Origin of the sequence: Escherichia sp. WS2035, from assembly GCF_046487065.1 — a bacterium.
In the GTDB taxonomy this organism is placed as follows: Bacteria; Pseudomonadota; Gammaproteobacteria; order Enterobacterales; family Enterobacteriaceae; genus Escherichia; species Escherichia coli.
The window spans coordinates 1-21419 of sequence record NZ_JBJQKD010000003.1; the positions used below are offsets into that span (position 1 = coordinate 1).

Here is a 21419-nt window from a genome sequence, read left to right on the forward strand (position 1 = left end):
TGGAAAGCTCTCAGAACAATGGAATTGCAGAAAGGTGTTAAAACGATGAAAGCCTTCATACCCAAATCGAATGTAAGAACGGCAGTAAAGACTGAATTGCGTAACCTTGCAGTAGCTCGAGTATTACACTGCATAGTGTGCAGGGTTATCTCCCATCGAGAAAATATCGGCGCCAGCGAATAACGTCACCTTAGATGTAGCAGTTGCCAAATAGTAACTCAAGGGCGGGCTTACCGCATACACTGACACTTAGCGGATCGACAGAATATTATTAGCAGATCATCACTGAACGCTACGTAATTATCGTAATAAAGGCTTTTTCTGGCTACCAGGAAGACCTGACATGGCTCTGCTCTGGAACCAGGCCGCAGGAAGCATCAATCTGGAGTTTATCAGCTACTGGAATTCCGGTGTATTGGCAGCCCCTGATAATCACCTGACCCACGAAGAGCGCTCTGCTTTGCAGAAACTCTGGGGCGGTTTGGAGGCAGGAGATGCCATTTAACGATTATAGGACGTTCTGATGAAGTCCATGATTTTACCTCCGCCTTAATTAACTGTTTTCTTTCTGAAGAAAAAATTGTCTGGTGGCAATCAGGTGGCATTTTCCCGGATCCCTGGCCCGCTAATATATCCCGGCTGAACAGACGATTAACGAGATATTGCAAATATGGCATCTGAATCGATTATGATTTGGCGGCATCCATCTCCGTTCACAGTTTGGCATGCTTCCGATCATTGATTGGCATCCAGCCAGTCACTCCGGGAATTAACTCTTTTCACCGCAGTCTCCATTGCCGTGTTTAAACCAATGGAGACGTCAATGTCCAAAAAGAGAAAATCCAGGAGTGATCCTACCCACGTAATGTGGACACGGCCCTAAGCGAGATTATGGTTTTCAAATTGTTCCGGGCTGAGACCGCCACAACTCCTTCTCCTGCCCGGGCAAAGTGCCTGGTTCAGACAATGATATTAACTGGCTGAAATTTTCGACGCGGTACAGGTCTCCCTGCTTTGAAAGATGCCTGGCGCTGCAATTTTTATCATTTGTTTTTGTATCCGGAAAAACACGTCTGCAAGAATCATTATTCTTTTGCCTGAAGCTATCCGGCATACTCAGGCATTTCACGCTTTATGAGCTGACATCATCAAGATGCGCCAGTAATTTTTTATTAATGACTTCAAACAGTTCCTGTTCATCATGGGTCAGATAACCCCAGATTTCTTTCAGATACATGCTTTGTGCAAGAGTGAGCCTCTGAATAAAAAACATACCTTCAGATGTCAGACTGATTTTTTTAGCACGGCGATCCTCCCTGCTATCCGTCCTTTTTACATATCCGGTTTTTTCTAAAAAATCTGTAATGCGGGTAATATTAGTTCTGGTAAACTGCAGTTTCTGGCTTATCTCTGAAGGTGACAGACAATGACTCTCCGCTGTGAATAATGTGGTGAGAACCATGTACACTGAGTGATTTATTCCATACGCCCCCAGAAATTCAGATATATTATCCTGCATCCTTTTATTTGCGCGAATACAGAGTTGCATCAACAAATGCTCCTGAAAGGGATATGCGGGGTCTTTGTTTTTTTGGTGTCTGATTATTTTTTCTAATGTGTCTGTGTTATTCATTTCATTATTCTCCATATTACTGAAACACACTGTCTGTGTACAAGCGCGCATCAGTCATCCGGTAAACATCGACTTTCCACTACAATTTATTCCTGCCTGATTTCTGTATAACTGAGATATCCCGGCACAGCGTACAGATAAATTCCCTCAGATAAAAGAACATAAATGCTGGCTGCTGACAAGTCTGTGAAAAAGGATTATCCATACTGCTCAGTAATCGCGGATAATTCACCAGCCCTCCGCCCGTCTGAAAGGTGACTTCCCGGGGCATGCCAGATATCCACAACACACTATCCGGCTCCGGATAAACCATTTATGGCAATATCATGAGCAGCGTTGCTGAACCAGATAGTACTCCTGGTTGTATCTTTGAAGATTCACCATAGAGGCGACTGCCGATGGTCAGGTTTTGTGTACCTGCACTGTACCATCTCATCGTTGTCTCTCCTTTGTCCACGCCATTAACCGAAACAATGGAGTCCCAGCCATGACCCAGACCAACCGAAAATTGCTGACCATGGCTGTATGCCGGAGTTGTATTGCTTAACAGGAAAAAACGAATATTTGTAGGCACATCGCAAGACACAGAAAGAGTCTGAGCCGCATAATGATTATTAGCGCTATTAATCGACAGATCACCATGATTTATTTCCAGAGACTGTGCAGAAGGACGGCATCCTCCGGTATTTTTAATTGAGAAATTCAATGTACCATTAAAAGGAAATGTTTTCATTAACGAGGAAGGAATTTTGTAGCGTCCACCAATATAATCATAATTATTACGCTGAATGCCACGTAAGAACTTAACTGGAAACGTATAATCCCCCTTAGGAAGGTCAACAGGCAATCTGGCGTTCAGGGTAACACCACCAAATGACCATGCCAGACTTCTTTTTTCTCCGATATTGAAACATGTCTGTCCAGATGTGTTTGCTTCATCCCATGCAAATCCCTTGGTAAGATAGTAATTATCATTATCTTCTGCATCAAGTGAAAAACTTCCTCTGGACTGAAGTTCAAGATATATATTATATCCATTATAGGAAACATGTTTAGGAACAACCAGCCATGCAAAATACTCAGACCAGTAAAGACCATGAGTCCAGGTAAATCCATTGCAGGCCACATAGCTTAAAGTTGCCGTACTTGATGCGGAGTTTATATCCACTATGAATTGAACAATATCGGTTACTTTAACACTAAGTTGAGGACGATAAATGTTATCATTAAACGAGTAAAACATTGTACTCTGGTTTGCAGCCAGAGCATCATTACAGCCTGACAGGGATAAAAATAAAAAAGCAGGGAGCCATTTTTTCATCAGAAATCACTTCCGTAATTACAGTTATTCATTTGGGTATGACTCAGTTATAAATCATGCTCATACTGGCCGTGGTCCGGAAATCCCCGCCATTCAGTATCCCGCTGCCATTACGAAAGGGCACTGAAGTAAAGGTGAACGTTGAACGTGCTGTGTCCAGACCTGCTGTAACTCTGTAACCATTTCCTGAACCATTACCTAATGTAAGAGGTGTTGACATTCCTTTTCCCTGATACAGCGCTATACCAAAATGAGTTATATTTGTTGCCAGTACATTATTCTGACCTACTCCCATAGTATTTCCCGTAACTTTTATCCAGAGAGAGCCACTCTTATACGGACAGGATATGCTTATGTTTTTTGTGACTTCACCACGTGAGTTGTCCACGTGCTCAGGATTAATATTCCCAAAATCAACAACAATATTCTGCCCGTTATTAATGGTGCATGGGGGGATATAAACATTTCCCCTGATGTTAATCTGCACATCAGCCAGTACAGCGACCGATGTCAGAAGCAACGATATAAATAATGATAAACGAATCATCCCCCCTCCGGAGAGCGGCACAGAAAACATTTTATTTTATGAGATATAAAATCGGCGTATTTTAGTTGATACTATTACGAATATGATGCAACCAGCGTTGCCGTTGCAGAAAATGTTCCCGCCTGCAAACTCTGCATATTTCCTTTATATCCAAGTTTTGCGTAAAGAGTAATCTTTCTGGCTGGTGCTGTTCCTGTGATTTTTCCGGGCGTAAACTGACTCCCTAAAGTGACAGCGTTACCAATACCACTGTTATTACTATTGTAAAGATAAATGAGCAGCCCATCACCAGAAGCGGTTGAAGTATTAGGCACCAGTATCGAATTACCTGTCTGACCATTTGATGTTATTGTAACTTTCATGGTTCCCAGGCTATAGGGGCAGTTCATGTCGACGGTAAAGTCTTTCTGATTTCCGCCACTCTGTACCAGATTCTGAATTTCAATATCACCCCAGTTAACTTCAGCATTTTGTACAGTACAGGCAGGAATAATCAGTTTTCCTTTAAAGGTCAGATTATCAGCTGCATGTACATGCTGAGACATTAACACTGCCCCCAGCATTACCGGAAGACACAAACCTCTTATCTTTTTCATCTGAAATATCCTGTACAAAATTTTTTCTAACGATATGTTAATTCAAACGTGGCTGTTGCTTCATAATCACCGGGTACCACACTCTTCGTCCGCAGGGCTTCCGGCGTTGCCACAACATACGCGCCGAAAGGAAGCTCAAGACTGTTTCCGGTAACCTTTTCCCCCTGGCCTTTGTTATGGGAGGTGCCGGGTTTCAGCAGACTGCTGCCATCGGTGTCCAGCAGTGCAATGCCTAACCGGCCGGAATTCACTCCGGTTACCTTCAGATGGCCCGGGAGGGCCGCCTCCTCCGTCCCCTTAAAGGTCAGTGTCACAATTTTGCCAACTGCTGTTGCATGGCAGTTTTCCAGCCTGATGACAAACGACTCTGTCGGCGAACGTCCGGGCGGATACCAGAAATCCCTGGACGCGCGGGTTTTGAAGACGACATGTTTATTCAGACTGTCACCGGACACATGGCAGGGTCTGTCAAGCAGATTACCCCTGAATGCCACATCTGAGGCCATTGCCTGCCCGGCAGACAGTGCGGCAAACAGTAAAAGAGCGCCTGTGCTTTTTATCATCACATTCCCTTACTCATATTTTATGCTCAGACGCAGCATGGCCGGATTGCTCCTGGCATCAGAATACTCACCCTCCTGTGTCGCCCTTTTCCTCCAGGCGGCCAGCATCTCCTCCTGCCGCCGGTCAGGCCGGCACAGTAAAAAGGTATCACCATCGTGTATAACAAGATGGTCACAGCCGGATAGCTTACGGTCAGGAAGTAAAGCACTTCCGCTTCCGGGACCGGTTACCAGTGAGCCGGAGACTGTCATCGCAACGCCCCGTTTTCCGGGCTGAAGTGCACCACCGTCCCCACATCCTGCCAGCCTCAGCATCAGAGGTGCTCCGGCTGACGCAGAGTGATTCTCCGGCCGGAGGCTTAACGGCACCTCATTACTCACCAGCGTGCAGGGTGAGGACAGCAGTGCACCACTGACTGCCAGGCTTCCGGTGCGTCCCCCCCGTTCATTTATCCGGTAATGATGCAACTCATCTGCAGTAAAGACGTCATCGTATATACCCCGCTCTTCAGCCCGCAGGAAAGTATGGATGAAACCACTCAGCGACAGTGCAATAAGATACAGTACTGCTGTTGTTTTATTCACAACCATAATATCCCACCCGCATTTAACCGTTATTGCGGTACATTATTTCTCTTTTTTCACAGAGCAACGGCTGCCATTACAGATAAACGACAGTACCGGGCGACCACCATAGTCGTTAATATAAGACAGATAAGGGGTATTATAATTTGCCGATTTTACTGTCTGCTCTGAACGGGGAGACAGCATCACGGTTTCAAACTCACCTTCCTCTGCCTGCTTTTCACTTCCTCCCAGACCAATAACAGTGACATAATAGGGCGTTGGGTTTTCAATACGATACCCACCGCTGACTTTGTTCAGAATTAACTGGTCCTGCCATACTTCATTTGGTCTGGTTTTAATTGCTGCCGGGCGATAAAAAAGCTTTATTTTGGTCTGTAAGGCTATCTGCAGTACATTGGCCTTTTCACTCCTCGGCGGTATTTCCCGGAGATTAAAATAAAACAGTGATTCCCTGTCCTGAGGAAGTTTACTGATATCCGGTGTGGTACTCAGCCTGACCATGCTTTTCGCACCCGGCTCAAGGCGCTGAACCGGAGGGGTGGCAATAACCGGCCCTGTAATAATTTTTTCCTGATTTTCATTTTCTATCCATGCCTGAGCAAGATAGGGCAGTTGTTTGTTATCATTGGAGATATCAAGCGTCATTGACTTCTCACTCCCGTCAAACACCGCGCGGGTTCTGTCCAGCGAAACAGCAGCGTCTGCCCCGGATATAACAAACAGGGGGATGGCAGCCATCAGAATCTTTTTTCGAATCATACTTAATTTCCACATTCTGTAATTTCACCTGGTCCGGAAAATGGCATAACCGCATTCATCAGCCGTTAATATTCCGGACTTTCATTTATTTCTGAGGCGTACAGGGAAGCAATAACTGCTGGTCAGATATTGCTGTCTCCGGTACATTTACCTGACACTGTATTTTTCCATCCCAGTTTACCGACAGGGTTTCCCCCGGCGTCACGCCACTCAGCCAGGCAAGGCCTTCGTCGGCCACCATGCCCAGTTCCCGGCCTTTTTCACTGGTTACACTGGCACCAAACGGGGGCTGAGAGCCATCAGCAAGACGCAGTATTGCAAACAGACGTTTCCCTTTAAGCACGCTGAATTTCCGGTAACCAATGGCACCTTCTGTCAGCGCCGATTCCACAACAGAACGGGTTGCTTCCACATCATCCGGTAAGCGCTTCAGGTCAACAGAGGTTGTATTCCGGTAATAACTGCTGATGTCAGTCACCACGCCCGTTCCCCAGCGATTTGTCACCACCTGCCCGCCATCAACCGGTACACCTCCCACACCATCCGTGTCAACAAGAAGACGTGTTCCACCGGACATTCCCCCTGCATGTAACGCCGCACCTTTTCCGGTAATTGTTGCCCCACCGGAAGCACTGACGCCGAAAGACGTATATCCTTTCTGCAGGGATGCAATATTCGCGGACAAATTTGCCAGCGGACTACGATGACTGTAATAGGCATTAATCTGACGTTGCGATGTCAGTCCACCGCCACTGTTAAGGCCGGCGTTCAGGCTGTAGCTGTCCAGACCGTCATTGAACGTGTCAGTGTAGCCGGCCATATTCACATAACGGTCATTACTCATACTGCCACTGTAGCTCGCTGTCCCCGTCCCCAGCGGCACGGATATACGCAGGTAAGCAGAATCGTTATCACGCCCCAGATATTTAGACCTTGAGGCTGACAATCCAACCGCCACACCCTGCAGTCCGAAAACATTAAAGTAGCGGTTGACGCTCACCGTATAATAGTCCGTTTTCCGTATGTCCCAGTATGTCTGACGGCTGTACTGCAGGTTAAAAGAGGTGTTCCAGTCCGCCACGTTTTTATTCAGCGTAACGGTATACATCTCTTTTTCCCGACTGCTGTAATCATTACGGTAGCGGGCGTTCAGGTACTGCTCCATGGTCATATAGTTTCGCTCTGAGAAACGATACCCGGCGAACGTAATGTCGGCATCCGCATTATCAAACCGTTTGGAGTAGCTCAGACGCCAGGATTTTCCCTGAAACGTTCTCTCTCCCTCAATACGGGCTACTGACTGCGTGATATCAGCGGAAAGGGTCCCCGGCACACCCAGGTCCCAGCCGGCACCGGCTGCCAGTGCATTATAATCACCGGCAAGCACAGCCCCGCCATACAGCGACCACTGGTTACTGAGCCCCCAGGATGCCTCTCCGGTCGCAAATACAGGCCCTTCGGTCTCATGCCCGTATCCACGGGAACGACCGGAGACAAGTTTATACCGGACCTGTCCCGGACGCGTCAGATAAGGAACCGAGGCTGTATCGACCTGAAAGGTTTTCTTCCGTCCATTCTGTTCAATAACCTCAACATCAAGACGTCCGCGAACTGAACTGTCCAGGTCCTGAATACTGAATGGCCCTGCGGGGACCATCGAGTCGTACAGCACCCGTCCCTGCTGCGACACCACAACACGGGCATTAGTCTCCGCAATCCCGGTAATCTGCGGTGCATAGCCTCGCAGTCTGGGCGGCAGCATCCGGTCATCGCTTTCCAGGCTGGCTCCCGTATAACTCCATGACCGGAATATATCTGAGTTGATATTATTCTCGCCCAGCGTCAGGTTTGCCCGCCATCGTGGAATGGCACGGAACAGATAAAAGCGACTCCATGTGAAATTTCTGTTTGTCGTTTTTTCCCCGTTGTAGCGGCTCTGCTCCTGGCTTCCCTGATAGTCAGCCCGCAGGCGCCAGGGCCCCAGATTCCCCCCCACAGTCCCGTTATAACTGAACTGATGAGAGTCTCCTCCCTGATAATTACGGGAAACCGTCCCGTTGAGGTTATAATCCAGCATCAGTCCGGGAATGCCGTCGTCCCAGCGTGAGGGAGGCAGCCAGGTGGCATCAGAATACTCAAGCCAGGCCTGCGGCATATTGATGCGTAATACGCCCGCTCCGGTATCAGGACGAATATCCACTCCCGGCAACCCATGAAAATCCGCACACTGACCATCATGCCAGTAAACAACTTTATCCAGAGATTCTGCTGTTAACCCCATCAGTCTGACCATATCTGATGTCAGACAGGCCTGCGGCAATTTTTTTTCTGCCTTATCTCCTGACAACGCAGGTTCAACAAATGAAATCTGTAACGATGCGGGAGAAATACTTTGCCCGTTAACAATCACATCCAGAAGATATTGCCCCGGCAGAACATAGCCGGCTTCTGAAAAACGGGTGAAGTCAATATTTTTCTTGTCCGCTGCGTCAAGTACATCTGTATTAAACTCAACGGCACTGGCTGCGTTACAAAACAGAGACAACAATATCACACAGGTAATATTGTTGACTGCAAAAGGTATTCTGTCTTTCATTCCACGCATCACCAGATTCACAAAAAAGATAAATAACCGGACATCTCACCGGAGTGACTCACTCATAATCGACCCGGAATCCCAGCACAGCAAAATAATTTCCGGCTTCAAGTTTTTTTCCGTTTCTCACAATTCTGAGGGTGTAATCCAGCGCTTCTTCATTACCCGTCAATGGTATTGCAGGCATTACTTTCCCTGCCCGGGCAATATTTCCCCTGGCATCAGCTATCTGCAGATTAATTCCTTTTGCCTGACCGGATAAATTAAACTTATCCGGCGTTTCACCCCGGACGCCATCGAAAGTCACCCTTATCCGGGAATCAGAGAAAAGGTTCCCACCCTGACTGTTAAATTCACAATTCCTGAGCCGGAGGCTGAATTTTCTTTCAGGTCCGGAGAAACCATTCTGTAAATCCCGTACCGGGGTTTCCCCCATATCAATAATCTGCCAGGCGTCTTCCATCGCCAGAGTACAGGCAGGTCTGACAACCTCACCATGAAAAGTAGCCCTGCCATCCCACCATACGTGTTCTTCTCCCCAGTATTCAGGAAGGGACATGCCGGGCGGAGGAAATGGCTCTGAAGATACAGCATGAAGTAATGTACTCCAGAAATACATCACAAACAGAACACAAAAATTCTTCATACCTTAAATGTCGTTGTCAGACACAGGGTGGGTCTTGCCTCACCCTGTAAAAATCAGATGAATTACTGGTAACTTAAATTAAAGGTTGCGACTGCAGAAAAAGCACCTTCAGTAATTTGAGCATTACCATCAGATGATTTCTTAACAACAGCTGTATAATGCAGTACATTATCACCATCTTTCAGGAGATTAGCGTCCCCCTCCGTACCATCGAAGGGAACGTTTTTACCCGCAGCCTGAATCATAATAGCTGTGCCCGTACCGCCGTTAGTAGCTAACTCACTAGGATGACCACTAACTGTTGGGCCTGTAAAAGCTAACTTAACGCTCCCAGTTTTAGCATTACCATTTTTAAAGGCAGTAATGTCACAATTAACTAATTCAATATCCAAGTTCATTGGCTTGGATTGACCATCATTTGCAAGAAAACTTTTTGAAAGTTGTCCAAAATCAATAGACTGATCAGCTGATTTCTGAGAAATGCTGCATGGAGCATCAACAACAGTTCCGTTAAAGGTTACTCTACCCTGCCCCTGTGGAGTAGTTGGAGCAGCATTTACACCAAAAGACACCACTGCCATAGCTACCGCACCGGCAATAACCGACTTAATCATAAATAACAACCTCTTTTTCATTACTGAACACACCAGAGATATCTGGCAATTTAAAATGACCCGATTACCTTTAATAACCAGATCAATACAAATAATATTCTCGTATTTTCAGGGCAGGTTATTTATCGACAGAATACTGATATAACCTGTCTGCTTTCTGATAAGGGCTTCTTTTTTTATCTTCCAGAAACTCCGGAATGCCATAATTTAGTCAAATGCCGACGACTCATCTGTATAATAAGGTGCAAGCCTTGCTGCAAGAGCATTCAGCCGTATAAGTCTCCCCAGTGTTGTACTGAAATACCCATTATTCATCTGGTATTTCTCGCAGACCTCCTTACGGGAGTGCCCACCTACCAGATAGTCCTTCATAGCCAGAATGACCCTGTCACTGTGAATAGAAGAAATACCTATCAGTAAAAAAAAATGCATTTCAGACATAGAGCCGGGCAACAGTACGCTCTCGCGTATATTCAGCAAAAACGCATTTCCTGACCGACTGATGACTTCATGATGCGCCATGTTTCCCCCCTTCTGTCGGGCCCCTGGATATATGCTTCCGGCCCGGAAACACTCTTAACGCAATAAGGTAAATTTAGTTTTTTATGTTGTAAATATTGATTTAAACGATCTTTTAACCCATAAAACAAAATCAAACTAGAATAAAACACCAACAACAAGAATACACTCAGATAAAAACATCATGGTGAATTGAATTTACAGCATAAAAGATCGTCTAAATGCATTTTTACGGACTTTCTTTTCACAGAAAAATAACACACAAAATGTGATACACATCAAATAAAGCCAACAAAAAGCAAATTCACTAAATTTCACAAATAAAGCAAACATAGAGAATAAAAATACCTTTCCGTTGATAACAGAGAGCATGATTTTTATTATTCGAAGAAACTTTGTTACAGTGAGATGAGTGAATATATGAAGAATGAAATACTGGAATTTCTGAACAGGCATAATGGAGGGAAAACCGCAGAAATTGCGGAGGCGCTGGCGGTAACGGATTATCAGGCACGCTATTACCTGTTATTACTGGAAAAAGAAGGTGTGGTTCAGCGCTCTCCATTAAGGCGAGGCATGGCAACATACTGGTTTTTGAAAGGAGAGATGCAGGCGGGACAAAACTGTTCTTCCACAACTTAATAACTCAATTTGTGGGCATGCTTCACTGAAACAGATAAAAGTTACATCAGAGTGCAGATTCAATTTTGCAGCATTCGTCACAAAATAAAAATCCAGCATTTTATGTCAGAATACCTCACATGATAATAAAACCTGTCCGGTTTTACTGCATGGCCAGACATTATAAAAAAGCAAATCCTGTAAACTCCATTCAGCCTCCTTGCTGTCCGGTAACGGAGGCTGTTTTTTCGTTACGCCTTTCCCCGGCAGCATCAGTAGCAGTAATTTATAGATTCTACGAACTGAGACTGTCTGTCCGGGGAGAACGTACACAGCCCGACACAATGTACCAGTCAATAATATCCAGTTTCTGATTCCCTGCCTGACAGACCACTCTCTGGCAACTTTGTATTCAGTTCATCTACTACTGGAGACAGATTTATAAAATCCAACGCCGCGATCTTTGACCGTCCGCATCCCCTACTCTCTGTGCTGCGGTCATCGGTTAATTCCAGCGTCCGTCCGTTACGATCAGATATTACTGTTATATACCTATACCTTTTTAAAGGCGACTTCGTCTACATTCATATGACGTGCTAATAAAGGCTTTTTCATCCGGGACAGACCGCGCTTAACCACACGAGTCATAATGCCGTCAACGGCATTCCAGCTAATTTTAAGTTGTTTCCTGACGGCATCAACGGTGCTGATTTTTAGCCATGAGAGCACGAACAATTCGAACAGCAGCGAGTACCGGCTGCCGGACCAGTCCATGCTACAGGCAGGGGCTGGCAACAACGCTTCGGGCACATAACGCGGGGAACATCGGATTCGACTAATCTCATGAACTGGCAGGTATCGAGGTGGAGCCATTTACGATGTTGGTGATCGTGAACAAAGCTGAGTTTTACGCTACCGTAGATCTTTCTGCTGATGACCTGAAGGAACTGCTGGCAGAATGGCAGCATTACTATAACTGGGAACGTCCTCATAGCGCTCACAACGGTAAAACTCCGATGGAACACTACTTTGAACTTGCTGAGAAAATTGAAACGATGTCTATGAATCACACAAATGACATAACATTATGAACAAGCTCACAAGTCTGATGGTTAAATTTTATAATGCTCCTTACTAAGACCGTATTTTTTCATTCTGAGATAGAGTTTTTTCCGTGGGATTTGTAAATATTCAGCAACCTCATTGATACGCCCCTGATGGATATTAAGCGCCTCTGTGATTATCTGTCGCTCAGCGTCCTCCACTCGCCTGTCAAGCGGTGCCGGGGTTCCGACGTGCATCAACGGGTTTGCTGTTTCTGCCAGCGGTAATATTCCTACAGTAAACAGTTCTGCTGCATTGGCCAGCTCTCGCACATTATTTGGCCACATGCGGCGCATCATCTCTTTGAGCATCTCTTTTCCCACTTCCGGAACAGGATGGTTAAGCCGTTGACATGCCTTACAAAGGTAGTGGCGAAACAGTGGTTCAATATCGTCGGGGCGTTGAGTTAATGGCAGGCAAGCGATTTGTGTCATTGCAAAGCAGTAATAGAGCTCCGCGATGATATGGTTGCTGGCGGCCAGCTCGACCAGCGAGGTGTCTCCAATACCAATCAGGCGAAAAGGTCTGTGTTCCTGGCTTTGTAACTGAACCAGATGGTACTGCTGTTCACGCGTCAGGTGTTCAGGATGGCTGAGCACTAATGTTCCCCCCTGAGCCAGCGCAATGAAATCATTAAGCTGTGGTGCATTGTCTGGTGTCAGCTCGCGGTAGACAAATTCGCCTTGTGCATTACGTCCAAATTGGTGCAGATAACGTGCACCGGTCATCCGTCCTGTGCCAGGGGCACCGTAGAGCCAGACGGCAATATCTGTCTCAGACAACTGCTGTAAACGTCGCCGATACTGATTTATCCATTCACTTCTCCCTATCAACTCCACCTGCAATGTCTGTTGGCAATACTGACGACGCGCAATGATTGATTGACGCTGGCGTAGCGCCTCTTCAACCAGAGAAAGCAATTTGCCGGGATCAACCGGTTTTTGCAAAAAATCCCACGCGCCTTTTTTTACCGCATCAACTGCCATTGGCACGTCGCCGTGCCCGGTGATAAGCAGAATGGGGATCTGTTGATCATCCTGGTGGAATAACATCATCAAATCGATACCAGAGCAGCCAGGCATACACACATCACTTAGCACAATGCCTGGCCAGTCTGGTTGTATCCACGCCTGCGCCTCAAAAGGATTGTTACAGGCAAAAACCCGATAGCCTGACTGTTCAAGTAACTGTGTGTAGGCGTCCAGCACATCTGCATCATCATCAATCAGCAGAATCGAATATTCACTACTTAGCATCTTCCACATCCGTTAGTCTGAATTGCAGTACCACACAGGCATTCCTGGTCATCGTTGATGCCAGCCGTAATTCCCCTTTCATTTGCTCCATTAACGACACACAAATTGAAAGACCAATACCCAGTCCTATTTCTTTACTGGTGGTAAACGGCTTCAATAACGAAGGCAACAATGCCTCAGGCCAGCCCGGGCCATTATCGCCAATGAATACGTTCAGCGTTTTACCCTGCATTTGCCAGTTAACGGTAATGACAGCGCCTTGCCCACAAACATCAAGCGCATTCGCCAGTACGTTAACCAGTACCTGCTGGGTTCTGACCTCATCGCCTGAAACTGTGGCTGTACCTTGTGGCAGAACAAGCGTAGCTTGCAAAGGGCGATGACGCATGGCCAGAAGTTCCCAGGCCGCACTGAACATCTTTGCTAAATCAATGGCATGGAGTGATATTTCCAGTTCGGCGCGCCGGGTAAACTGCCGTAGTGAACGGATAATGGCGTCAATGCGACTAATCCCCCCTTCGGCTTTACCAAGCATCATGCAGGCCTGTTCTATCTGGGTCTGTTCAATGGCCCTGCGGGCTGTAAACAGATACATCGACAGCGCATTTAGCGGCTGATTGATCTCGTGGGCCAGCGTGGTCATCGTTTGCCCGACTACCGCCAACTTCGCTGTCTGAATCAGTTCGTCCTGGGCGGCACGCAGATCGGCTTCTATCACCTTTCGATCGGTAATTTCTTGTTCAAGTTGCTGTTTTTGCACATTGAGCTGCCCGAGAGTATGGCGTAATAATCCTGCAATTCTCCCCAGTTCATCATTCCCATAAACAGGAATAGTCGTTTCCGTGCCTCCCAGACCAATTTGCACAACGGCCTGATTCAGTAGGGTAAAGCGTTTCACCAACCGTGAGCGGATAAAATAATGGTTGAATACCCATGCCAGCAGTAACGCCAGTGCTGTCGCCACTAGGATCAGCCCACCGCTAACGCGAACAATTTGTTCCATTCGTTGATTAAACATCTGCATTTGTTGATGAGTACTGCCAAGCTGCGCTTCCAGTAACGTTCTGAAGAGACCCAGTGTCGCTTCCCTGGTGCGACTGGCATCCTCTAAGGCTTTTTGGGCGGCGACATATTCACGCATCGTATCCGGCATTTTGTTTTTTACGATTCCCATATCCAGCAATTCATCGATAGTCTGCCTCAGGGTAATGGTGCCAGGCCAGTCATCCAGCATACGTATATTTTCATCTGCCGTTTTTTTCAGATTTTCAAAATAACGGAGATGAGTTTCCACCTGTGTGTCGTCATCACGTCCTGATTTGAGTTCATTGAGTCTGTCACGCAGATCGTCAACAATCTGATTTTCAATGCGTGCCAGGGTATAAACCTGCTGCTGTTCATTTTGCACTTCACGAGATCGCTTCAGGTATTGCGCCGTATCGCCCTGTCGGGAGGCGATTTGATCCAGCAGCGTTCCCTGCTGCCAGGTGAAATCCTGCACTAAAGAATTAAGCTCGGTAGTAAAATCATCGTGTAACCAGTCAATCCTCGCTGATAGCTCACTCACCTTTTCCCGTAGTAAAAACATGTTGTAAAGCGCACGATCCAACTCGGATAACAGTGATCGACTGTCCTGCAAAATGACCGTCAGTTGTTGGCGTTCCCGGGATGACAGCCCCCGACTAAGCCGTTCTATGGTGTCGAGATGCTGAATAATCTGGGTACGAAGTTGCAATCGCACCGTGGTGTTGGGAGCCTGCAAAAATTCATTTAGCTGGTCTACCACCAGATTCAGGTTCCCTTCAATAAGGAAAGCAGAGTGAATACGGGGAAAATACTCATCCAGCGAGTAACGAATTTGTGAGCTTTGTTCATGCCATGAATACAGACTGACACTACTGACAATCAGGGTCAGTAGTGCCCCCATCAGAAATGCGCAACGTAAGCTGGTACTGATACTGACCTGTCTTAAACGCTGCCACAGCGTTATGTTTTTCATTTCAGCTCTTCCAGTTTTTTTATCGCCAGGCGCTGGTTATTCAGAAACCAGAGTTGCCATTCCATCATTTGCTGCTCGGCAAAGCTTTTGTTATCGAACTGTGCCAGCCAGAAGGGATCTTCACTGCTGGCCGCTGCAACGGGCACTTGTGTTAACAGTGCACGTATTTCTGGTAATGGTTTCTTCAGGCGTGCCTCGGTACTGTGCAGCGCTCGCCAGGCATCTTTTAGCTGTGCTAACCGAAAGCTAATTGCCGTATCAAACAAGCGCTGCACCAGACGCTGACGTTTCAGGATAAGGTGATAATTCAGCGGGGGTTGATTCATCAGGAGCTGTTGTTGCGTTGCCCGCGGGTTGTCTGCGGCAAGTGGTGTCACCGGATATTTTCCTGTATTGGCATCGGCCAGAATACGCTGTCCTTTCGGACTTAACAGGTAGTGAATAAAGCGACGGGCTGCATCGGCGTGTGGGCTTTTCTTGAGAATTGCAACGTAGGTGGGAGATACCGCAGACCGGGGGAAATAGGTAAAAGAGAGATGGGGGTCATTTAACAGTAAATTAGCATAGTTATCGATAACGGGGCCGGCAACGCCGAGTCCGCTTTTTATTTTATCGGCTACGCCAAAACTGCGGGAGGAGATTGTCACCAGGTTTCCTGCACTTGTCAGCAACGTTTCCCATCCTTTCACCCAGCCTTTTTGCTGTAGTAATGACTCAACCATTAAATGGTTAGTATCTGAACGCGACGGACTACTCATCAATAAAGCGTCCTGATAGATCGGCAAAGCAAGATCGTCCCAGTCAGCAGGGGCAGGAAGGTGTTTTACAGAAAGCGCCGGACGATTAATGAGCAGACCAAAACCTGATATTGCTACTGCAACGGAGGTTGCACGGATCGACTCCGGCACCAGATTTTGGCTTTCTGCGGGTGCATCATCAAACGGGGCAAGTTTCTGGTGCTCCTGAAGGTGCTGGAGCAGCATTGGTGATGAAGTCAGGATCAGATCGACGTTTTCTACGTTGGCCGTATCAAGCAACTGTTCCAGTGAGGCACTGGTGCGGTTAAGCGTACGGATCATTACCGACTCAGGCTCTGTTTGCCAGCGCTGTATTATCCACGCGGTAGCTCCGGGTGAGAATGTGGTGGCCATCACCAGTTCATTTCGTTGAGCCCTGACGGCCCCGGTATCCATCAACAACAGTAAAAGAATCATGGTTTTGATGCCGATTTCGCACCAGCTAAAAAATCGGTTTGTGATCCAGGTCATAAATATTAATACACCGCAAAAATCGCATTGAGACAAAAATTACCCGTTTCAGACACTTCGTCTGATAACACATCTGCTCAAAGAGAGCGTTAATATATTAATCAGTGATTACCCGATAATCAGCATGAGATTTGTTAATATCCGCACATGCTAACAATAAAACAGATAAAGCATAAATCTACCCTGTCTATGCATCAATAAAATGGGTCAAAAACAGGCTTTGATTTTATTAATTTGTGTCAATTGTGACACATTTTTTCAGTTTGATGTTTCATCTCAATTATATAACTCTCATTGTCAGAATACTCCAAGTGTTCATATCAATATAAAATACAGGTGAAGACATGTTATCAATATTTAAAACGGGGCAAGCGGCGGATAGTGTTCCGGCGGAGAAAATTCAGGTGACATATCGTCGCTATCGTATGCAGGCGTTACTTAGTGTATTTCTGGGGTATCTTGCATACTATATCGTGCGTAATAATTTCACCTTATCGACGCCTTATCTTAAAGAGCAATTAGATCTCAGCGCCACACAAATTGGCGTACTGAGTAGCTGTATGCTTATCGCCTATGGTATCAGCAAAGGAGTGATGAGTAGCCTTGCCGATAAAGCCAGTCCGAAAGTCTTTATGGCGTGTGGGCTGGTGTTATGTGCCATCGTTAACGTTGGCCTGGGATTCAGCACCGCATTCTGGATTTTTGCGGTATTGGTTATTCTGAATGGTCTTTTCCAGGGAATGGGCGTTGGTCCTTCTTTCATCACTATTGCTAACTGGTTCCCTCGCCGGGAGCGTGGTCGGGTTGGTGCTTTCTGGAATATCTCTCATAACGTCGGTGGTGGTATTGTTGCACCCATTGTTGGTGCCGCTTTTGCCCTACTCGGCAGCGAGCACTGGCAAAGTGCGAGCTATATCGTTCCGGCCTGCGTGGCCATCGTTTTTGCGGTAATTGTGCTGATTCTCGGTAAAGGTTCCCCACGTCAGGAAGGTCTACCCTCTCTGGAAGAGATGATGCCGGAAGAAAAAGTCGTCCTGAATACCCGACAGACGGTAAAAGCACCAGAAAACATGAGTGCCTTTCAGATTTTCTGCACTTATGTATTACGCAATAAAAATGCCTGGTATGTCTCACTGGTTGACGTATTTGTATACATGGTACGCTTCGGGATGATTAGCTGGTTGCCTATTTATCTGCTGACGGTGAAACATTTTTCTAAAGAACAAATGAGCGTCGCGTTTTTATTTTTTGAATGGGCCGCAATCCCTTCCACGCTACTTGCCGGTTGGTTGTCAGACAAACTGTTTAAAGGGCGTCGTATGCCATTGGCGATGATTTGTATGGCGCTGATTTTCATTTGCCTGATTGGCTACTGGAAAAGTGAATCGCTGTTTATGGTGACAATTTTTGCTGCCATTGTTGGTTGCCTGATTTACGTTCCACAATTTCTGGCTTCCGTTCAGACTATGGAGATCGTTCCCAGCTTTGCTGTTGGTTCTGCAGTAGGCTTACGCGGTTTTATGAGCTATATCTTCGGTGCGTCTCTGGGCACCAGCCTGTTTGGTATTATGGTCGATCATATTGGCTGGCATGGCGGATTTTATCTTCTTGGCTGCGGTATTATTTGTTGCATCATTTTCTGCTGGTTATCACATCGTGGTGCAATTGAACTTGAACGTCACAGAGCCGCATATATAAAAGAACACTGATTACCTTCCCCAGGGCCGTCTCCTTGGGGAGTGGAGTATATTATGATTTATAAGATATCTGGAAATCAGAGATTAATATGGAAATTTTATAAGACTGATGACAATAAATGGAGATGGTATTGTCATGAGAAAAATGGATATCTTTTGTCTCAATCAGATAACGCATATAATTCGCAATTGTTATGCATTGAAAATGCTAAAAAACAGGGATACTCAGACGAATCGGTCTTGCCACTTTTTCTACATATTTCCTATATTCAGGAAAAAGGCTGGAAATGGTATCAATGTTATGATTGTGGATATATTGTAAAAGAAACCTCTGTTTTTTTCCCGACATACCAAGCATGTATCATTGATGCTGAACAAGAATGTATTGGTATACTAGTTCAACTGTCTGAAAAAACTTGAAGCGCCCCTTGAAACGCCAGACAGTGGATGTATCTTAAAATAAGAGATAGGCTTGGATATATGTCTAACACTAGTTCTAATTTTGAGATAACTGGAACTTTGCTGGGGCAGGAGCTTCGTAAACGTAAAACTCCTCAGGAAAAAATTGCCATTATTCAGCAGACAACGGAGCCTGGCATGAGGGTGTCCCATGTGGCGCATTTGCATGGTATTCAGCCCAGTCTGTTGTTTAAGTGGAAAAAACAATACCTGGAAGGAAGTCTCGCTGCTGTTACTACCGGAGAGGATGTTGTTCCTGCCTCAGAACTGGCTGCCGCTATAAAAATAAAAGAGTTACAGCCCTTGCTGGGTAAAAAAACATGGAAGTTGAGATCCTCAAAGAAGCCGCGGAGTACACCACTCTACAGTAGTTGCGCAAAGTCGGAGTGGACGATAATGTGATCGTCTATAAGGGCAACGCTATCATAGTCTTGTTCTGGCGCGTAAAAAAACGGTAAGCGTAAAGCCAATGCCGTCTGTAACTCCTGATCCTTGCAGACTAAGTTACTTTTCCACCTAGCTAGGATCCTATAGAACCGCCAATATCTCCAGCAGTTCCAAGAACATTGCTCGGTTTCATGCCTTCTCGAATGATATCGTTACGATTTACTTCAGCATATTTTATCCATGTTGGATCGTACTTAGGATCCCAGCCATTTGTCACCCATTTTCCTACAGCATTCGTAATATTATCTGTCCCCCAAGTAATACCTTTACCGATACCATACCCGGCAGCAGAACCGATACCATTTGAAATTGCACCAGACAGAGGATCTTTGTTGTCAATCCAGTTACCCAGCGCACCACCTGCCGCATTCCAGCCCACAGTCCCCGCCAGGCCATTACCCATGCTGAACACATTCACCCAGCCTGCAATGGCTGCGTTTGTCGGATCTACAGTACCATCAGCCAGATAACTGATACCAGCATTCGCACTTGCTCCCAGTCCCCACACAGCCTGAGCACTACCGGGGAGTAGTGCCACTGTACCTGTTGCCAGAGCCAGCCCTACAGCATCCCTCTCATTCATTGCTTTCTGGCAGGCGGCACCAGAAGGGTTTTCTGCACATGTTGCCATGTCGATACCATGCTGGCGTATCCACGCAGCCTGAGCATCTTCACTACCGCCAAGTAAATTATTCTCAACAGTCGTCTTACCTGACTGTGCGCCGGCTACCGCTGAAGCCCCGAGTCGCCCACCAGACCACCGGCCAGGCCAGCAGCAACCGTTGCCAGTGTCGAGACCGTCTGCTTCTCTGTCTCGCTCAGTTCACTCACCGGCTTACCGTACATCTGTGTGGCTATCATTCCCACCACCTCGCCGGTGGCTGCACCTACAGCACCGGCAAGAGCGTTATTTCCCTGTGCCACAGCCAGTGCGGCATTCACCACGGCATGAGCAGCCACATTTGCAGCCTTATTCACCTCACCGGTAACCGGGTCTGTGGTCATGGTTTTCACCACTTCGGCCAGATACGGTGCTGCACCACCTGCCAGGGCTGCACTCAGATTACCGCCGGCCAGTCCCTGTACCGCTGCCGTTGTAGCCTGTATCGTTCCCTCCGGTACCAAAAACTGAGGCCGCCATATCGTTGTTATACGCTCGCTGCGCCGCATCCTGCGCTGTGAAGGGGTTATCAGGTCCATTCGAGAGAGCCATCTTCAAGCACCCAAACAGCCCCCCCCGGACAACTCTCATCAAAAAACCAGATACCGTCTTCCATCTCTTCTTCTGTTTTCGGAAATGCCTGTCGAAAACGCTCAACCTGCTCGTCAACACTTCCTTCCAAAAACTTACCGTGCTTGGCGAGTTTGATACGCCCTTCTTTCAGAAGACGGGTTAATGCCCAAAAAAAGATTTCTCTTCTATCTGCAAAACTAAACTCTGCAGGGTGAATATCAGGAACTGAATAACACAAAATAGCATCAAGAGTCTGTCCCTCTGCAGCGTCTGTCAACTCCTTGTATTCTCTTTCACTTAACTCAGTAATCATTTGAACTTAATCTCCACACGTGAATATTTATTCCCCAGTTCAGTAAGCTTTTGGTTATTACGAATATCTATAGTCCAACGAGCGCCTGTCTGACCTTCTGATGTAGATATGTTTCTAAGTGTTATTACCGAACCATCTGATAGTTTAGACGTGTAGATTCCCGATTTTACCTCTTTCAGCGGTGTATCGCCTGCCAGTTGCTGTGCGTAATTGTGGATCTGTTTATCCGTCAAAGTCTGGCTTTCAAACACTTTCGTCGTACCATAACGGTTACTTACCGAACTCTGCCTGATAGTCTGCCCATCCACCGTTAACTCTCCGGCCGGGTGACTTTTATCATATATTTTACTCAGTTCATCAAATCGTTGTTGCTGAACCTCCTGATGACGGGCTTTTTCTTCATTATCCGGTCCCCATCCCCCCCGGTATTCCAGCACCTGCACCACCAAGCTCAGCTTTATCCTTATCCGTTGCGCTCGCTACGTCTTTGCCCAGATTCGGCTGTTTGTTTCCGTCTGTATTGTCGCCATTCAGCACATGCCCCGGTCCTCGGGTGCCATCGCGACTCGGATCACGTACAGCACACTGTTCCCGTAGCCAGCGTAACACCACCGGTATCCCAGCTATTATCATTCCCGG

22 protein-coding genes and 5 pseudogenes are annotated in these 21419 nt (G+C 46.6%); 7 read left to right on the forward strand and 20 right to left on the reverse strand.

From position 1 onward, the window contains the following. Both ACJHX4_RS06915 and ACJHX4_RS06920 read left to right on the forward strand, forming a co-directional pair. A partial coding sequence (locus ACJHX4_RS06915; protein ID WP_410239910.1) for a hypothetical protein occupies positions 1-183 on the forward strand: 183 nt, incomplete at its 5' end. Between the two features lie 118 nt (positions 184-301). Continuing rightward, a pseudogene (locus ACJHX4_RS06920) lies at positions 302-681 on the forward strand (GTP-binding protein); the annotation flags it as partial. Between the two features lie 451 nt (positions 682-1132). On the opposite strand, the gene sfaX reads toward ACJHX4_RS06920, so the two are convergent. From sfaX to ACJHX4_RS06975, 11 genes are all read right to left on the reverse strand, one after another. Continuing rightward, the gene (gene sfaX / locus ACJHX4_RS06925) at positions 1133-1684 is read right to left on the reverse strand and encodes an HTH-type transcriptional regulator SfaX (RefSeq protein WP_001445604.1); all 552 of its coding nucleotides are present in this window, start codon (positions 1682-1684) and stop codon (positions 1133-1135) included. 262 nt (positions 1685-1946) lie between these two features. Next, complete coding sequence (gene papG-III, locus ACJHX4_RS06930; protein ID WP_001531935.1) at positions 1947-2954, reverse strand: P fimbria tip G-adhesin PapG-III; 1008 nt, start codon at positions 2952-2954, stop codon at positions 1947-1949. A gap of 43 nt (positions 2955-2997) precedes the next feature. After that, positions 2998-3501, reverse strand: coding sequence for a P fimbrial tip protein PapF (papF, locus tag ACJHX4_RS06935; RefSeq protein ID WP_001531937.1), 504 nt, complete (start codon positions 3499-3501; stop codon positions 2998-3000). 74 nt (positions 3502-3575) lie between these two features. Beyond that, on the reverse strand, positions 3576-4097 hold the full coding sequence (locus tag ACJHX4_RS06940) for a fimbrial protein (protein ID WP_001531938.1): 522 nt from the start codon (positions 4095-4097) through the stop codon (positions 3576-3578). Positions 4098-4123: 26 nt separating this feature from the next. After that, positions 4124-4660 (reverse strand): fimbrial protein, encoded by a 537-nt coding sequence (locus ACJHX4_RS06945; protein ID WP_000597719.1) that lies wholly within the window; start codon positions 4658-4660, stop codon positions 4124-4126. A 9-nt stretch (positions 4661-4669) separates the two neighbouring features. Further along, a complete protein-coding gene (locus ACJHX4_RS06950) occupies positions 4670-5251 on the reverse strand; it encodes a pilus-assembly fibrillin subunit (protein ID WP_000261302.1) in 582 nt (193 codons plus the stop codon). A 36-nt stretch (positions 5252-5287) separates the two neighbouring features. Then, positions 5288-6007 carry a molecular chaperone gene (locus ACJHX4_RS06955; RefSeq protein WP_001363619.1) on the reverse strand — a complete coding sequence of 240 codons (720 nt, stop codon included), beginning with the start codon at positions 6005-6007 and terminating at the stop codon, positions 5288-5290. Between the two features lie 85 nt (positions 6008-6092). Beyond that, positions 6093-8603 carry a P fimbrial usher protein PapC gene (papC, locus tag ACJHX4_RS06960; protein WP_000654936.1) on the reverse strand — a complete coding sequence of 837 codons (2511 nt, stop codon included), beginning with the start codon at positions 8601-8603 and terminating at the stop codon, positions 6093-6095. 58 nt (positions 8604-8661) lie between these two features. Next, entirely contained in the window at positions 8662-9249 is a 588-nt protein-coding gene (locus ACJHX4_RS06965) for a fimbrial protein (protein WP_021533987.1), read from the reverse strand. A 62-nt stretch (positions 9250-9311) separates the two neighbouring features. Next, positions 9312-9863, reverse strand: coding sequence for a P fimbria major subunit PapA (gene papA, locus ACJHX4_RS06970; RefSeq protein ID WP_001531940.1), 552 nt, complete (start codon positions 9861-9863; stop codon positions 9312-9314). Between the two features lie 207 nt (positions 9864-10070). Continuing rightward, positions 10071-10385, reverse strand: a complete 315-nt coding sequence (locus tag ACJHX4_RS06975; RefSeq protein ID WP_000930062.1) for an adhesin biosynthesis transcription regulatory family protein — start codon at positions 10383-10385, stop codon at positions 10071-10073. A gap of 405 nt (positions 10386-10790) precedes the next feature. Between ACJHX4_RS06975 and papI the strand changes: the two genes are divergently transcribed. Further along, the gene (gene papI / locus ACJHX4_RS06980) at positions 10791-11024 is read left to right on the forward strand and encodes a major pilus subunit operon transcriptional regulator PapI (RefSeq protein ID WP_000006211.1); all 234 of its coding nucleotides are present in this window, start codon (positions 10791-10793) and stop codon (positions 11022-11024) included. A 461-nt stretch (positions 11025-11485) separates the two neighbouring features. Here papI and ACJHX4_RS06985 read toward each other — a convergent pair. Next, positions 11486-11899 (reverse strand): annotated as a pseudogene (locus tag ACJHX4_RS06985) (helix-turn-helix domain-containing protein); the annotation flags it as partial. Here ACJHX4_RS06985 and ACJHX4_RS06990 point away from each other — a divergent pair. Next, positions 11897-12049: pseudogene (locus ACJHX4_RS06990) on the forward strand (integrase core domain-containing protein); the annotation flags it as partial. The pseudogenes ACJHX4_RS06985 and ACJHX4_RS06990 overlap by 3 nt on opposite strands. Positions 12050-12115: 66 nt before the next feature. Here ACJHX4_RS06990 and pgtA read toward each other — a convergent pair. Genes pgtA through pgtC form a run of 3 tightly spaced genes read right to left on the reverse strand, consistent with a single transcriptional unit; the run spans position 12116 to position 16576 of the window. Then, on the reverse strand, positions 12116-13363 hold the full coding sequence (gene pgtA, locus ACJHX4_RS06995) for a two-component system response regulator PgtA (protein WP_001531941.1): 1248 nt from the start codon (positions 13361-13363) through the stop codon (positions 12116-12118). Then, the gene (gene pgtB / locus ACJHX4_RS07000; RefSeq protein WP_000790442.1) at positions 13353-15362 is read right to left on the reverse strand and encodes a two-component system sensor histidine kinase PgtB; all 2010 of its coding nucleotides are present in this window, start codon (positions 15360-15362) and stop codon (positions 13353-13355) included. Before pgtB ends, pgtA begins: the two co-directional genes overlap by 11 nt. Then, positions 15359-16576, reverse strand: a complete 1218-nt coding sequence (gene pgtC / locus ACJHX4_RS07005; RefSeq protein WP_085961702.1) for a phosphoglycerate transport regulator PgtC — start codon at positions 16574-16576, stop codon at positions 15359-15361. Before pgtC ends, pgtB begins: the two co-directional genes overlap by 4 nt. Positions 16577-16974: 398 nt before the next feature. On the opposite strand from pgtC, the gene pgtP reads away from it, so the two are divergent. The 3 genes and pseudogenes from pgtP to ACJHX4_RS07020 all read left to right on the forward strand — a co-directional run. Further along, positions 16975-18339, forward strand: a complete 1365-nt coding sequence (gene pgtP, locus ACJHX4_RS07010) for a phosphoglycerate transporter PgtP (RefSeq protein WP_000948757.1) — start codon at positions 16975-16977, stop codon at positions 18337-18339. A gap of 42 nt (positions 18340-18381) precedes the next feature. Continuing rightward, a complete protein-coding gene (locus ACJHX4_RS07015) occupies positions 18382-18747 on the forward strand; it encodes a hypothetical protein (RefSeq protein WP_000639469.1) in 366 nt (121 codons plus the stop codon). Positions 18748-18834: 87 nt separating this feature from the next. After that, positions 18835-19142 (forward strand): annotated as a pseudogene (locus tag ACJHX4_RS07020) (transposase); the annotation flags it as partial. A gap of 164 nt (positions 19143-19306) precedes the next feature. On the opposite strand, the gene ACJHX4_RS07025 reads toward ACJHX4_RS07020, so the two are convergent. From ACJHX4_RS07025 to ACJHX4_RS07045, 5 genes and pseudogenes are all read right to left on the reverse strand, one after another. Beyond that, entirely contained in the window at positions 19307-19864 is a 558-nt protein-coding gene (locus ACJHX4_RS07025) for a hypothetical protein (protein ID WP_001335046.1), read from the reverse strand. 38 nt (positions 19865-19902) lie between these two features. Continuing rightward, positions 19903-20419 (reverse strand): annotated as a pseudogene (locus ACJHX4_RS07030) (VENN motif pre-toxin domain-containing protein); the annotation flags it as partial. A gap of 4 nt (positions 20420-20423) precedes the next feature. Continuing rightward, the gene (locus tag ACJHX4_RS07035) at positions 20424-20780 is read right to left on the reverse strand and encodes a DUF596 domain-containing protein (RefSeq protein ID WP_000627272.1); all 357 of its coding nucleotides are present in this window, start codon (positions 20778-20780) and stop codon (positions 20424-20426) included. Continuing rightward, positions 20777-21226, reverse strand: coding sequence for a hypothetical protein (locus ACJHX4_RS07040; protein ID WP_000250900.1), 450 nt, complete (start codon positions 21224-21226; stop codon positions 20777-20779). Before ACJHX4_RS07040 ends, ACJHX4_RS07035 begins: the two co-directional genes overlap by 4 nt. Further along, positions 21183-21413, reverse strand: a complete 231-nt coding sequence (locus ACJHX4_RS07045; RefSeq protein ID WP_001350109.1) for a hypothetical protein — start codon at positions 21411-21413, stop codon at positions 21183-21185. The genes ACJHX4_RS07040 and ACJHX4_RS07045 overlap by 44 nt, the downstream gene beginning before the upstream one ends. Positions 21414-21419 lie beyond the last annotated feature (6 nt).